This is a genomic window from Massilia paldalensis, assembly GCF_044901715.1.
In the GTDB taxonomy this organism is placed as follows: Bacteria; Pseudomonadota; Gammaproteobacteria; order Burkholderiales; family Burkholderiaceae_D; genus Telluria; species Telluria paldalensis.
On sequence record NZ_JBJCIU010000012.1, the window covers coordinates 1 to 12,566 of the forward strand.

Genomic DNA, 12,566 nt, shown 5'->3' on the forward strand with positions numbered 1-12,566 from the left:
CAAGGCGTTGAGCTTATGCATCGTATTCGCAAAGGCCAGTTTGACTTGCGTGCGCTGGCAACTCAGGGGCAAACTCCGCCCGAAATCTGGGCAGCTGTCCTAGCTGCTTGAACTCACGGGGCATTCGCCTCAGTCTGCGCTCCCTCATCCAAAATTTGCACCAGAACCATGCCTCTTGCCGACCAGCCAGCGTTCGCGGCACCTGGTGCGTCGCTGCGCCGCGCCGCCGCCGTGTTCCAGCATGCACGCGAAGGCATCCTCTTCGTCACGCCGGAAGGACGCATCTTCGACGTCAACGAATCCTTCGTCCGCATTACCGGTTACCGCCGGGACGAGGTGGTGGGCCAGAGCCCGAACATCCTGCAATCCGGCCGCCAGAGTGCCAGCTTCTATCGGTCGCTGTGGCAGACGCTGCTCACCGATGGCTACTGGCATGGGGAGATATGGAACCGCCGCAAGAGCGGCGAAGTCTATGCCGAACTGCTGACCATCAGCGCGGTGCGTGACGAGCAGGGCCGCACCGAGTGCTATGTCGGCATCTTCACCGACATCACGGCCCAGCGCACCGACCACCTTGAACTCGAACGGCTGGCCTATTACGACGTGCTGACCGGCTTGCCCAACCGGCGCCTGCTCATGGAACGGCTGAACCAGGCGCTGGCCGCGGCGCAAGGGCGCCAGACCCCCCTGGCCGTGGCCTACGTCGACCTCGACGGCTTCAAGCAAGTCAACGACCGCCTCGGACACGCCTGGGGCGACGAGTTGCTGGTCGCCCTGTCGGCGCGCATGCAGGCCTGCATGCGCGAGGACGATACCCTTGCCAGGGTGGGCGGCGACGAATTCGTCATCCTGCTGCAGAACCTGCAGAAGGATGCCGATTGCATTCCCTTCCTGGAGAGAATGCAGCGGGCCTGCGCCCGGCCTTTGCACCTGAAGGGCCGCGCGCTGCAGGTGTCGGCCAGCATCGGGGTGGCGTTTGTCCCCCCGTGTGGGCAGGCTCGAGCCGGGCTACCTCATCGAGCGCGCCGACCAGGCCATGTATGCCGCCAAGCGCGCCGGCAAGAATTGCTATCGCATCGTCGAGGTCAGGGACGTTTCTGGCATGCCTGCCCGGGACGTGGCTTGAAGCGGCCCAGCATGACGCTTGCCGACACCAGAGGCTGACGCGCCGTATCGACCGTTCGGACGACCATGTCAGCGTCGTCGTGCCGGTGGACGCACGCGGCGTTTAACGGCAGACAATCAATTTCCGCTACGTATGCAGTTGGTAAATTCGGTAGATTTTTTCGGCCTTTGCGCCCCTGTTTCCAGTCACATTCGTCAAATCGATCGCGCCCTCTGAACAAGCACACAGTCGTGCGCGCCACACGCCAAATGCTGTGATACGTTGACCGTCAATACGGTGACGTACCGGAGTCTTTCGGATGAAATTCCTGACTACTTCCTTCGCTGTCGCACTGATGGTGCATGCCGGCGCCGCGTTCGGCCAGGCCACTGCCGCCGACCGCATCCCGGACACCATGGAGGCCCGGGTCCAGGCCTGCACCGGCTGCCACGGCGCGCAGGGGCGCGGCGTCGAGAACGTCTATTTCCCACGCCTGGCCGGCAAGCCCGCCGGCTACCTGTACAACCAGCTGGTGGCCTTCCGCGACGGGCGCCGCAAGTACGTGCCGATGAACTACCTGCTGGCCTACCTGCCCGACGCCTACCTGATGCGGATGGCCGAACACTTCGCGGCCCTGAATCCGCCGCCGCTGGTGCAGCCGGCGGTGGCCCGCCCGGCGCAGCAGCTGGCCGAGGGCCAGCGCATCGTCACGCAGGGCATCCCCGCCAAGAAGGTCCCGGCCTGCATCACCTGCCACGGCCAGGAGCTGGGCGGGCGCGAGCCGGGCATCCCGGGCCTGCTGGGCCTGCGCGCGGATTACGTGAGCGCCCAGCTCGGCGCCTGGCGCTACGGGGTGCGCACCGCGCTGGCGCCCGATTGCATGCAGCTCGTCGCCTCCAGCCTGAGCGAATCCGAGGTGGCGGCCGTCTCGGCTTACCTTGCCTCGGTGCCGGTAACGAGCTCGCGTCCGCTCCACCAGCCCGGCATGCGCCTGCCGATCGCCTGCGGCAGCCAGCCGCAGACCTCACCGCAAAAGCAGGAGGCCAGCCGATGAACGCGCATTCCATCCTCCGCAAGCTGCTGCCGGCAAGCCTGCTGGCGCTACTTGCCGCCGGCGCCGCCTGGGTGGCGCCTTCACTGGCGCAGAACAAGGCCCCGGCCAGGCAGGCAGCGCAGCAGTCCATCGTCGAGCGCGGCAAGTACCTGGCCCAGGCCGGCGACTGCATCGCCTGCCATACGGTGCCGGGCCAGAAAATCTTCTCCGGCAACCGCGCCATGCCGACGCCCTTCGGCACCCTGTACGCGCCCAACATCACGCCCGACCGCGAGACCGGCATCGGCAAATGGAGCGCGGACGACTTCTACAACATGATGCACACCGGCCGCTCGCCCAAGGGCTACCTGCTGTATCCGGCGATGCCCTTCGCCTCCTACACCAAGGTCACGCGCGCCGACAGCGACGCCATCTTCGCCTACCTGCGCTCCGTGCCGCCGGTGCGCCAGCCGTCGCGCGAACACGAGCTGCGCTTCCCCTACAACAACCGGGCACTCCTGATCGGCTGGCGCACCCTGTACTTCCAGGAAGGCGAATACCAGCCCGACCGTAGCAAGTCGGTCGAATGGAACCGCGGCGCCTACCTGGTGCAGGGCCTGGGCCACTGCGCGATGTGCCATACCCCCATCAATGCGCTGGGCGGCTCGTCGCAGGAAAAAGCCTTCCAGGGCGGCCTGATCCCGATGCAGAACTGGTACGCGCCCTCGCTCACTTCCAACCGCGAAGCAGGCCTGGGCGACTGGGCGCTGCAGGACATCGTCGACCTGCTTCAGATGGGCGTGTCCAACCGCGGCACCGTGTACGGGCCGATGGCCGAAGTGACCTTCAACAGCCTGCAGTTCCTTACCGACGAGGACGTGCGCGCGATGGCGGTCTACCTCAAGAGCCTGCCGGCGGACCAGGGCCCCGCCTCGGACCCGGCCTCGTCGCCCGCGCGCGCCGACATCAATCAAGCCTACAGCGAAGGCCGGCGCATCTACGCCCAGCGCTGCGCTAACTGCCATGGCGCCGAAGGCCGTGGCAAGCTGCCGCACTACCCGCCGCTGGCGCGCAACCAGTCGATCGGCATGAGCTCGGCCGTGAATCCGATCCGCATGGTGCTCAATGGCGGCTACCCGCCCGGCACGCGCCGCAATCCCATGCCCTACGGGATGCCGCCATTCGCCCAGGACCTGAACGACAACGAGATCGCGGCGGTCGTGACCTTCATCCGCACCGCCTGGGGCAACCGCGGGGCGCCGGTCACGGCGCGCGAAGTCAACGAGCTGCGCTCGGCCACGGTCGAGTGAAGGAGGAGGGCACGTGTTTTTCGAACCAACCGAAACGAACAACGACGCGGCCGAACAGCAGCGCGTCGACGCCATCGTCGCCCGGGGCCCGGGCGGCGCCTTCGCCCTGGCCGGCGCGGCCCTTGCCATCGTGATGGCGATCTGGATCGCCTTCTATTTCCTGGTCTTCGTGGCGCGCGGGGGAGACTGAGATGGCAGCCGGACACGAGGTTGCAGCAAGCGCCGAAACACGCTGGGCTTGGATCGTCGGCGCGATCATCCTGTTCCTGGTCGCGATGATGGCCTACATGAGCCTGCACTGGGCCGCAATGCCGCCGACCCGCACCGAGACCGTGGACCCGACCACGCTGCACATCGCGGGCGAATTCGTCGAGACCAACCTGGGCTCGAGCCTCGAACCCGACGGCTCGGTGACGGTGCGCGTGGTGGCCAACCAGTATTCGTTCACGCCCCAGTGCATCGTGGTGCCGGCGAATACGCCGCTGCATTTCCGCGGCACCGCGGCCGACGTCGTGCACGGCTTCTCGGTCAGTAACAGCAACGTGAACATGATGCTAATCCCCGGCTACATCTCGAATTTCCGGACGAAGTTCGAGCACACCGGAGAACACGTGATGCCCTGTCACGAATATTGCGGCACCGGCCACGCCGCCATGTGGGCCCACGTGAAGGTCGTCGACAAGGCCGAGTTCGCGCGTATGGCCCAGGCCCAGGCAGGAAGGAGGATGAGCTGTGTTCAGTAAAGAGACCAAACGGCTGGTGCTGTTCCACTTCTGGGTCGCCTTCGCCGCATTCTTCGTCGCCCTGCTGCTGGGCGAATGGCAGATGTACATCCGCAGTCCGCTGCGCGACTGGATCGGCAACCCCGAGCTCTACTACCGTTCCGTCACCGCCCACGGCTCGGCCATGGGCTATGTGTTCCCGACCCTGGTGGCGATGGGCTTCGGCTATGCCATCGTCGAACTGGCGCTCAAGCAGCCGCTGGTGGGCAAGCGCTGGGCCTGGGCCGGCTTCATCCTGGTCCTGCTCGGGACCGTGGTCGCGATGGCGCCGGTGTCGGTGGGCCTGGCCTCGGTGCTGTACACCTTCTACCCGCCGCTGATCGCGCACCCCGCCTACTACATCGGTGTGGTGCTGGTGGTGGTCGGTTCCTGGATCTGGGTGGCGCTCATGTCGGTCAACCTGCGGGTCTGGAAGAAGGCGCATCCGGGCGAAGCCGTGCCGCTGCCGATGTTCGCCAACCTGGCCGGCGCCTACCTGTGGGCCTGGACCTCGGTCGGCGCCGCCATCGAGATCCTGTTCCTGATCCTGCCGGTGGCGCTCGGCTTCAAGTCGACCATCGACGCGGGTCTGGCGCGGGTCTTCTTTTCCTGGACCCTGCACGCGATCGTCTACTTCTGGCTGATGCCGGCCTACATCGCCTTCTATACCCTGATGCCGCGCGCCATCGGCGGACGCCTGTACAGCGACGTCATGGGCCGCATCTCGTTCATCCTGTTTCTGGTGTTCTCGATGCCGATCGGGATCCACCACCTGTTCCAGGACCCGCAGGTCGGCTCGGGCATGAAGTTCCTGCATGCGGTGTTCACGGCCATGGTCTCGGTGCCGACCCTGCTGACCATCTTCACCATCACGGCCTCGGTCGAGATCGCCGGGCGCCTGCGCGGCGGCACCGGCCTGTTCGGCTGGGTCAAGGCGCTGCCCTGGCATAACCCGATGATGCTGGCGGTGGCGTTTTCCTTCATCCTGCTGGGCTTCGGCGGCGCGGGCGGCCTGATCAACATGAGCTACCAGCTCGATTTCGCGGTCCACAACACGCAGTGGATCACCGGCCACTTCCACCTGATCTTCGCGGGCGCCATCGTGATCATGTATTTCGCCGTGGCTTATGACCTGTGGCCCCACCTGACTGGACGCGCGCTGGTGCAGGGCGGGATGATGAAGGCCCAGCTGTGGCTGTGGTTCATCGGCATGATCATCCTCACCTTCCCTTGGCACGTCGTGGGCGTGATGGGCATGCCGCGCCGCATGGCCTACTTCGACTACACGAATCCGGAGATCGCGCCGCAAGCCGTGACTGTCCTGATCAGCTTCGTGGGCGGCCTGCTGATGTGCATTTCGGGCCTGCTGTTCCTGCTGGTGCTGCTGCGCGGCCACCGCGACCGCGTTGTCGACCTGCCCGAGTTCCGCTTTGCCCAGCCGGTGCATGCGAGCGGCCGCCTGCCGCTGGCCCTGAACAGCTACGGGCTGTGGCTGGCCCTGATGATCGGCCTGTCGATCGTCAACTACGGCTACCCGATCGCCCAGTTGGCTTCGCTGAAGGAAACCTCGGTACCGGCGGTGCCAGTAGGAGGCAAGCCATGAACGAGCCGCTGTTTTCCTTCAAAAACCGCTGGTTCACGATCAGCGTCGGCGCGCTGCTCGTCATCTTCCTGGCCGCCGCCTTCGTCGGCCTGGTGTGGCTGCCGCGCGCGCATGCGCAGGATCCGAATCTGTCGCTGTGGGACGCGATCTGCAGCGCCGCCGGCGCGCCGCGGACCTTCCAGAACGCCGGCCTGCCCGACGAGAGGGCGGTGTTCCCGAGCAGCGTCATCGTCAGCAATGAAATGATGGGACCACCGGATGCCGTCTCGGTCGGGCGCGGGGCCACGCTGGCCCTGCAGTGCTCGATGTGCCATGGCGCGCGTGGCACGGCATCAAGCGGCACCGACGCGCCGCATTTGGCCGGCCAGCCGCCCTCGTCCACCTACAAGCAGCTGCGCGACTACAAATCGGGCCACCGGATCAGCGCGGTGATGCAGCCGCTGGCGACCAATCTCTCGGACCAGGACATGCGCGACCTCGCCGCCTTTTATTCGCAGCAGACCCGCGAGACCCTGATCCGGCACGCCGCCCTGGCCCCCGAAGTGCCGCGCCTGGTCAGCAACGGCTCGCCGATGCGCAACATCGGCGCCTGCGCCACCTGCCACAGCCCAGGAGTGGCACGCGCCGCCACCCCGATCCTCGATGGGCTGCCGGAAGCCTACCTGCGCAAGCAGCTCGAAGCCTTCAAATCGGGGCGCCGGGCCAACGACATCAACCAGCAAATGCGCAATGCGGCGCATCAGCTGACCGAACAGGAGATCGACCTGCTGGCAAAGTACTACGCGTCACGCTAAGCAGGCCGGTGCAGTGTTCAAGCCGAGACCCGATTCCTGCCGGCTGACTTTGCTCGGTAAAGCGCCGCGTCTGCAGCGGCCACAAGATTCGATTTGGAGTCACACGTTCCAGGACATACCGCAGCGACGCCGATACTGACGGTCAAAAACGTGGTTGGAGAATCTAGATGCTCGACCTCGCAGCGCAGCACTTCTGCACGAATCGCCTCGGCCACATCGTGCGCCGTATGCAGGTCGGTGTTGGGAAGGACAACGATAAACTCTTCGCCACCGTAGCGCGCGGCGAACTCGCCTTTGTTTCGCAGTCCACGAATAATCGACCGGGCGACCATCCGCAAGCCTTCGTCGCCCGACAGGTGGCCATAGCGGTCGTTGAACTTCTTGAAATTGTCGACATCGATCATCAAGACAGCAAGGGAGGTATGATCGCGTAGCGCGCGCTGGAACTCCTGCTCGAAGGCCTGTTCGTAATACCGGCGGTTGAACAAATCCGTCAGGCCATCGATATAAGCCATCGTCGACAAGCCATTGTTCGCGGTCTCCAGAGCAAGCGTCGTGGTTAGGAGCGTCCGCTCGAGATGGTCGCGCAGGCTCAGTTGGCGCACGACGCGCCGCCCCAGAAACACCAGACCGGTAATCAGCGATACCAAGGCCAGATACGCCAGGCCTGCCGATTCCAGCCACGGGCGCAGGACGAGGCGCTCAGGCCGTAATAATGTGATGTCCACAGGGTATTCTCCGGCTCGGGCCCGGCTTACGATATAGCGCACGCCGTCCAACTCGATATTGGTCGTACTGGTGGCGGCTCCATGGGTGTGAGACACGAGGGCTGGAATCTGCTGTGCGCCGATGGCGCTAGCTAGGAATGGGATTTGAAGCAGCAGGGTATTCCCATCCAAGGTGACGAAGATACGGCTGGCTTCGCCCAGATCGAGGCGCTCATAAATCTTTCGAAAGAAATCAATTTTGATCGTTGCGAGCGCGACGCCGGCAAAGCTGCCGTCCGGATGGTCGATGCGTCGTGAAACGGGAATGATCCAGGCTCCGCTTGTCCGTCCAATGATGGGGGCGCCAACGTGCACGCTGCGCCCGGGGTGCCGTTGATGGTATTGAAAGTACGCCCGGTCAGCGTTGTTGCGGCCATCGAATTGCTTGCCGGCTGAATTGACGATCCAGCGGCCTTGGGCGTCATAGATAAAAAGGCCTTGCAGCGATGGCAGGTCCGCCATCTGCTTCATCATCAGCGCACGTAGGCGGTCGATGCTAAGCGCCGACCAGCCTTCGACCTCGACCTTGTCGACGAGGGCCACGAGAACCGTGTCGGCAACCTTGAACGAGGAACTCGCCTGATTTGCGAGCGTCAGCGCCGTATTCGACGCCGAAATCGATGCGTTCTTGAGTTCAAGGGACTTGGTATGAAGCACGCTCCAGCTTAATACCACGACGGACAGCAGGCATGTGAGGACGATCAATGAAACCGTGGCCAGCTTCAATGGGCGCCGCTCTTCGAACAGGCTCCGCACGGATTCATGTTCCGTGCCGCCCAGTTCGGACGCCAACACTGCGCTTGCCCCGCCTCGTATCAATCTTCACCCCGTCAAGAGAACCGCCGCTGTCCGCACCGGCGCCGTGCTTGGTGCGCCGTCAATCCATCGGTACAAAGCCCTACATTGTAAAGACATCTCGGCTCGCTGGGCCATAAAAAGCAAATTTGCAACAGCTTGGGCCGGAAGCTGTCAATATGACAAGACCTGTACCGATCTGGATTGGACTCCGAAGACAACCGAGGAACAAAAAAATGCCCGCTAGGCGCGGGCAGAATCGTGGAGGAGACGCTCACATCATGCTACATCGGACAAGCCTCGTCCAATCAATCTTCGCGATGCTGGACATGCGTACTGTGGATCGCCCCGCACCGCGTCGGTCACGCGCCGTCAGATCGTGCGCGAATATTGCACTCGCTGCAGCGGCACCGCGTCCGGTTTTCCCATGTAGTTGTCGAACACCATGCAGACGTTGCGGATCAGCAGACGTCCCCGGGCGCTGACCTGGAGCCGTGCCGGCCGAAGTTCGACCAGGCCATCCTGCTCCAGCTCCGCCAGCTTCGCGAACTCGGGGGCAAAATAGCTTGCGATATCGATCTCCCAGCGCGCACCCAGGGCCGCGGTGTCGAGCGCGAAATCGCACATCAGCTTCTGGATCAGGTCGCGGCGCAGCAGGTCGTCCACCGTCAGCGCCATGCCGCGCGCGACGGGCAGCTCGCCGGCGTCGATGCGGGCGTAATAGGCTTCGAGCGATTTCTCGTTCTGGCTGTAGGTGCCGTTGACGGCGCTGATGGCCGACACCCCGCAGGCCAGCATGTCCAGTTCCGCGTGGGTCGAGTAGCCCTGGAAATTGCGGTGCAGCGTGCCCGCGCGCTGGGCACGCGCCAGTTCGTCGTCCGGTTTCGCAAAATGGTCCATGCCGATATACACGTAGCCGGCGGCGCACAGGCGCTCGATGCACAGGCCCAGCATCGCCAGCTTGGTGGCCCCATCCGGCAAGTCTTCGTCGCGGATTAATTTCTGCGCCTTGAACAGCTGCGGCATGTGGGCGTAGTTGTAGACCGAGAGGCGGTCTGGCGACAGCGCGATGACCTTGTCCAGGGTCGCCGCCATGGTGTGGAGGTCCTGGAATGGCAAACCATAGATCAGGTCGACACTGACCGAGCGAAACCCGGCTTCGCGGGCCGCCGCGATCGCTTCGCGTGTCATCGATTCGGGCTGAAGCCGGTTGACGGCGCGCTGCACGTGCTCATCGAAATCCTGCACGCCCAGGCTCAGTCGATTGAAACCCTGGCGCCGCAGCGTACGAATCCGCGCCGGATCGACGGTACGGGGATCGATCTCGATCGAGTACTCGCCGGTATCGCCCGGCGCGAACGCGAAGCGGCGGCGCATGTGGCCCAGCAGCTCGTCCATCTGGGCGTCGCTCAGGTAGGTCGGGGTGCCGCCACCGAAGTGCAACTGCTCGACCAGGCCGCCATCGGCGAACTGGCGCGCCTGCATATCGATCTCGCGCATCAGGTAGCCCAGGTAGCGGCTCGCCTTGGCGCGGTCATGGGTGATGATCTTGTTACACGCGCAGTAGTAGCAGAGCGACTGGCAGAAGGGAATGTGCACATACAGCGACAGCGGCCGGCCTGGCGCGCCTGCGCCTGCCGCAGCGGCAGCGTCTGCGGCCGTAAACGCCGGTGTGAAGCGGTCCGCCGTCGGATAGGAGGTGTAGCGCGGGCCCTGGCGGCTCATGCGCGTGATCAGTTCGGGATCGAATTCGAGCTTGTCTTGCATGCTTGCTCCAGAAGCGGTTCAGCCTTCACGCCCATCGGCGCGGACCGACGACAGATAGGGCAGGTAGACAGCCAGGTAGGCGAGGAAGGCGGCGCTCCAGCAGGCCGTGGCCAGCACCAGGCAGGCCGTGCGCCAGGACGGGAGGAGAGCGGCGGCAAAGCGCAGCACGACCGCCGTCTGCACCAGGACGAAGATCAGCACTTCCGCGCGGCCGGCTTTCAAGGGGCGGCCAGTGTGGCCGAGCGCGGTACGGGTAATCATGCCCATGATCAGGCCGGCTAGCGCGCCAACCGTCAGCACATGCAGGGCCGCGCTCTCGCTCACGATGCCGAACTGCGCCAGCGCCAGCAGCATGAAGCCGAACGGGATCCAGGCATACGACAGGTGCAGGATCCACAGCAACGGATAGCGCCAGGTGCGCCATGGCTGCCAGCCGGCCAGGCGCTGGCCCTGGGCCAGGGCGGCGGCCGACGCCAGCAGCGCGGTGGCGAGGGCAGGCAGCCCGCAAGCCCAGCTAGCGCCCGCCACGGCCGTCAGGCCGAGCGCGAGCTGGTCGCGGCGCGCCCGCTGCACCGGGTTGGCGCCCGGCGCCGCGTTGCGGGTAAACATCGGGATCACGCGTCCGCCGATCACGACCTCCATCACGACGATCAGCATGATGGCCGCATGCACTGGCTTGAGCGGATCGAGCGCCAGCCAGCCAAGGACCGCGGCGTGGTACAGCGCGTCGGCCAGGGCCAGCAGGCCGAGCAGAAGGACCAAAAACATGTTGCGGCGGTTGCCGGATTGCTTCAGGACCCGGTAGAAGGGGATCGTGGCCGCCGGCAGGAAGGCCAGGTCGACCGCGGCCGCCAGCGCCGGCGGCGCGGCCAGCATGGACACCCTGCCCGCCACCCACAGGCCGGCGATGGTGGCGAGCCGCGCGCCGCGCGGCGTCCACAGCTGGGTCCAGTTGTAGCCCGCGGTGTAGAGGAAGCCCACGACCACGGCCAGCGCGAAGCCGAACACCATCTCGTGCATGTGCCACAGCATGTCGACGCGGACCGGCACCCGCCACCCGGCCTGGGCCGCGGTCCACAAGGGCAGGCCAAGCGCGGCAAAAGCGGCCGCCAGCAGGTAGAAGGGGCGGAACCCGAGCGCGAACAGGGCCGGCCCACGCTGCCTGGCGGGTGCCGGGCTGGCTTCTTCAATGGACATGAGGGCCACGAGGTTCTCCTGGGAAGTGGTATTTGCCAAGCATGGTAAAAGCCCCTCCAGGCGCCGGCAATCGGCCAAACGAACTAGACCCACCCAGCCAAAAGCCGAAGGGCCAGCCTTTTCATAAACTGGATCAAGGCTTTCAAATAAAACCTGCACGTGTTGCGACTTCAGCCCTCGTAGGCGCGCAGGCCGGCGGCGTCCAGGATTTCGATCTCGCGGCCGTCGACCCGCACCAGCTGGCGCCTGGCCAGGTCGTGCAGGACGCGCGACAGGTACTCGGGAGTGATGTTCAGGCGCGAAGCGACCAGGCGCTTGCTGACGCCCAGCCTGACGGTCTCGCCCGATGCCGGCCCATCCTTGAGAAGGTAGCCGACCAGGCGCTGGGTCCCTGAATGCAGGGTATAGGCTTCGACATCCGACACCAGGCCGTGCAGGCGACGGCTCATCCCGGCCAGCATGTGGCGCGCAAACGCCGGGCTGCGCTCCAGCTGCGCGAAAATCGCTTCCTTCTCGACATGGAGCAGCAGGCAGTCTTCGAGCGCCGTGGCCCCGACGATATACGGCTTGTCTATGAACATGACCGCCTCGCCGAAGCTCTTTCCCGGTCCCAGTATTTCGACGACTTTCTCGTCGCCGTGCGGCGAGATGAATCCCAGCTTGACCTGGCCATAGAGCACCGTATGAAAGCCACGGCAAGGATCGCCGCGCTCGAAGATGGCGCCGCCGCGCGCCACGTGCAGCTCGGATGCCCGGGCGCCAATGGCCCGCAGTTCGTCCTCGCCGAGGTCGGAGAACAATGGCAGGCGGCGCAGGAAGACGGCGGGTTCGATGGCGGGCACGAGTGCTCCAGGCAAGGGGATGCTGCCATTGTCGCAAGGACCGACGCGCCACGGACATCCGCCGGAAGAACTAGCCGGCGTAGACCGTCGTGCCGACAGGCAGGCGGCCCGGCCTTCCCTACAATGACCGAATCCTCACCATCGCCCGTACCCATCATGCAGCTTGCCGACTTTTCCGACTTCCTTCGCGCCGCGCGCGCCCAGCCCGAGCCCCAGCGCCTGCTGTTCGTGTTCGCCGTGGCCGAGCTGCCGCAGCAGCACACGCCTGGCCAGGCCAGGCGTTTCGAACAGCGGCGCGGCGGCGCGCTGGCGCCGGTCATGTGCGTCGACAAGGGAGCGACGGAACTGAAGGACTTTTACGCGCTCGCGGAGGAATCGCGCCAGACCGGCCAGCCATGGGACATGGTCTTCGTGGCCGCTCTCGCAGGCGAACATGCCCGGCTCCCCCAGCCAGCCCAGGTCGACCGCGGCCTGAAGATGATGGTCGATGCAGTTCACCGCGGGGCCGTCGAGCGCTTCCTTGCCTTCGATCCGCAAGGGCATGTCGTGCGTTTTTCTTAAACCCGTTTAAGGCGGAGTCCGGATAGCGGCT

The 12,566-nt window shown here is 65.2% G+C and carries 12 protein-coding genes and 1 pseudogene; 9 read left to right on the forward strand and 4 right to left on the reverse strand.

Features of this window, described 5'->3' with window-relative positions:
* The 8 genes and pseudogenes from ACI1V7_RS28385 to ACI1V7_RS27290 form a co-directional block, all read left to right on the forward strand.
* Positions 1-111, forward strand: a pseudogene (locus ACI1V7_RS28385) (IS6 family transposase); the annotation flags it as partial.
* 57 nt (positions 112-168) lie between these two features.
* Complete coding sequence (locus ACI1V7_RS27260; protein WP_404535621.1) at positions 169-1,164, forward strand: diguanylate cyclase domain-containing protein; 996 nt, start codon at positions 169-171, stop codon at positions 1,162-1,164.
* A 260-nt stretch (positions 1,165-1,424) separates the two neighbouring features.
* Positions 1,425-2,159 carry a c-type cytochrome gene (locus ACI1V7_RS27265; RefSeq protein WP_404535624.1) on the forward strand — a complete coding sequence of 245 codons (735 nt, stop codon included), beginning with the start codon at positions 1,425-1,427 and terminating at the stop codon, positions 2,157-2,159.
* A complete protein-coding gene (locus ACI1V7_RS27270) occupies positions 2,156-3,448 on the forward strand; it encodes a c-type cytochrome (protein ID WP_404535627.1) in 1,293 nt (430 codons plus the stop codon). The genes ACI1V7_RS27265 and ACI1V7_RS27270 overlap by 4 nt, the downstream gene beginning before the upstream one ends.
* Before the next feature lie 13 nt (positions 3,449-3,461).
* The gene (locus ACI1V7_RS27275) at positions 3,462-3,638 is read left to right on the forward strand and encodes a hypothetical protein (RefSeq protein WP_404535630.1); all 177 of its coding nucleotides are present in this window, start codon (positions 3,462-3,464) and stop codon (positions 3,636-3,638) included.
* Position 3,639: 1 nt separating this feature from the next.
* Positions 3,640-4,191: a cupredoxin domain-containing protein gene (locus tag ACI1V7_RS27280; protein ID WP_404535633.1), complete on the forward strand. Its 552-nt coding sequence runs from the start codon at positions 3,640-3,642 to the stop codon at positions 4,189-4,191.
* A 16-nt stretch (positions 4,192-4,207) separates the two neighbouring features.
* On the forward strand, positions 4,208-5,812 hold the full coding sequence (locus ACI1V7_RS27285; RefSeq protein WP_404535719.1) for a cbb3-type cytochrome c oxidase subunit I: 1,605 nt from the start codon (positions 4,208-4,210) through the stop codon (positions 5,810-5,812).
* Entirely contained in the window at positions 5,809-6,606 is a 798-nt protein-coding gene (locus tag ACI1V7_RS27290) for a c-type cytochrome (protein WP_404535636.1), read from the forward strand. Before ACI1V7_RS27285 ends, ACI1V7_RS27290 begins: the two co-directional genes overlap by 4 nt.
* A 17-nt stretch (positions 6,607-6,623) precedes the next feature.
* Here ACI1V7_RS27290 and ACI1V7_RS27295 read toward each other — a convergent pair whose 3' ends face one another.
* From ACI1V7_RS27295 to ACI1V7_RS27310, 4 genes are all read right to left on the reverse strand, one after another.
* Complete coding sequence (locus ACI1V7_RS27295) at positions 6,624-8,165, reverse strand: diguanylate cyclase (RefSeq protein ID WP_404535639.1); 1,542 nt, start codon at positions 8,163-8,165, stop codon at positions 6,624-6,626.
* Positions 8,166-8,540: 375 nt separating this feature from the next.
* Positions 8,541-9,935: an oxygen-independent coproporphyrinogen III oxidase gene (gene hemN, locus ACI1V7_RS27300; protein WP_404535642.1), complete on the reverse strand. Its 1,395-nt coding sequence runs from the start codon at positions 9,933-9,935 to the stop codon at positions 8,541-8,543.
* Positions 9,936-9,953: 18 nt separating this feature from the next.
* A complete protein-coding gene (locus ACI1V7_RS27305; RefSeq protein WP_404535645.1) occupies positions 9,954-11,132 on the reverse strand; it encodes an NnrS family protein in 1,179 nt (392 codons plus the stop codon).
* A gap of 170 nt (positions 11,133-11,302) precedes the next feature.
* Complete coding sequence (locus ACI1V7_RS27310; protein ID WP_404535648.1) at positions 11,303-11,974, reverse strand: Crp/Fnr family transcriptional regulator; 672 nt, start codon at positions 11,972-11,974, stop codon at positions 11,303-11,305.
* 156 nt (positions 11,975-12,130) lie between these two features.
* Here ACI1V7_RS27310 and ACI1V7_RS27315 point away from each other — a divergent pair, with 156 nt between their 5' ends.
* Complete coding sequence (locus ACI1V7_RS27315) at positions 12,131-12,535, forward strand: ribonucleotide reductase subunit alpha (RefSeq protein WP_404535651.1); 405 nt, start codon at positions 12,131-12,133, stop codon at positions 12,533-12,535.
* The last annotated feature ends 31 nt before the right edge of the window (positions 12,536-12,566 follow it).

Coding starts and splice junctions, on each gene's coding strand:
- ACI1V7_RS27315 (WP_404535651.1), top strand. CDS start 12,131: ATGCAGCTTGCCGACTTTTCCGACTTCCTTCGCGCCGCGCGCGCCCAG.
- ACI1V7_RS27270 (WP_404535627.1), top strand. CDS start 2,156: ATGAACGCGCATTCCATCCTCCGCAAGCTGCTGCCGGCAAGCCTGCTG.
- ACI1V7_RS27280 (WP_404535633.1), top strand. CDS start 3,640: ATGGCAGCCGGACACGAGGTTGCAGCAAGCGCCGAAACACGCTGGGCT.
- ACI1V7_RS27290 (WP_404535636.1), top strand. CDS start 5,809: ATGAACGAGCCGCTGTTTTCCTTCAAAAACCGCTGGTTCACGATCAGC.
- ACI1V7_RS27305 (WP_404535645.1), bottom strand. CDS start 11,132: ATGTCCATTGAAGAAGCCAGCCCGGCACCCGCCAGGCAGCGTGGGCCG.
- hemN (WP_404535642.1), bottom strand. CDS start 9,935: ATGCAAGACAAGCTCGAATTCGATCCCGAACTGATCACGCGCATGAGC.
- ACI1V7_RS27265 (WP_404535624.1), top strand. CDS start 1,425: ATGAAATTCCTGACTACTTCCTTCGCTGTCGCACTGATGGTGCATGCC.
- ACI1V7_RS27260 (WP_404535621.1), top strand. CDS start 169: ATGCCTCTTGCCGACCAGCCAGCGTTCGCGGCACCTGGTGCGTCGCTG.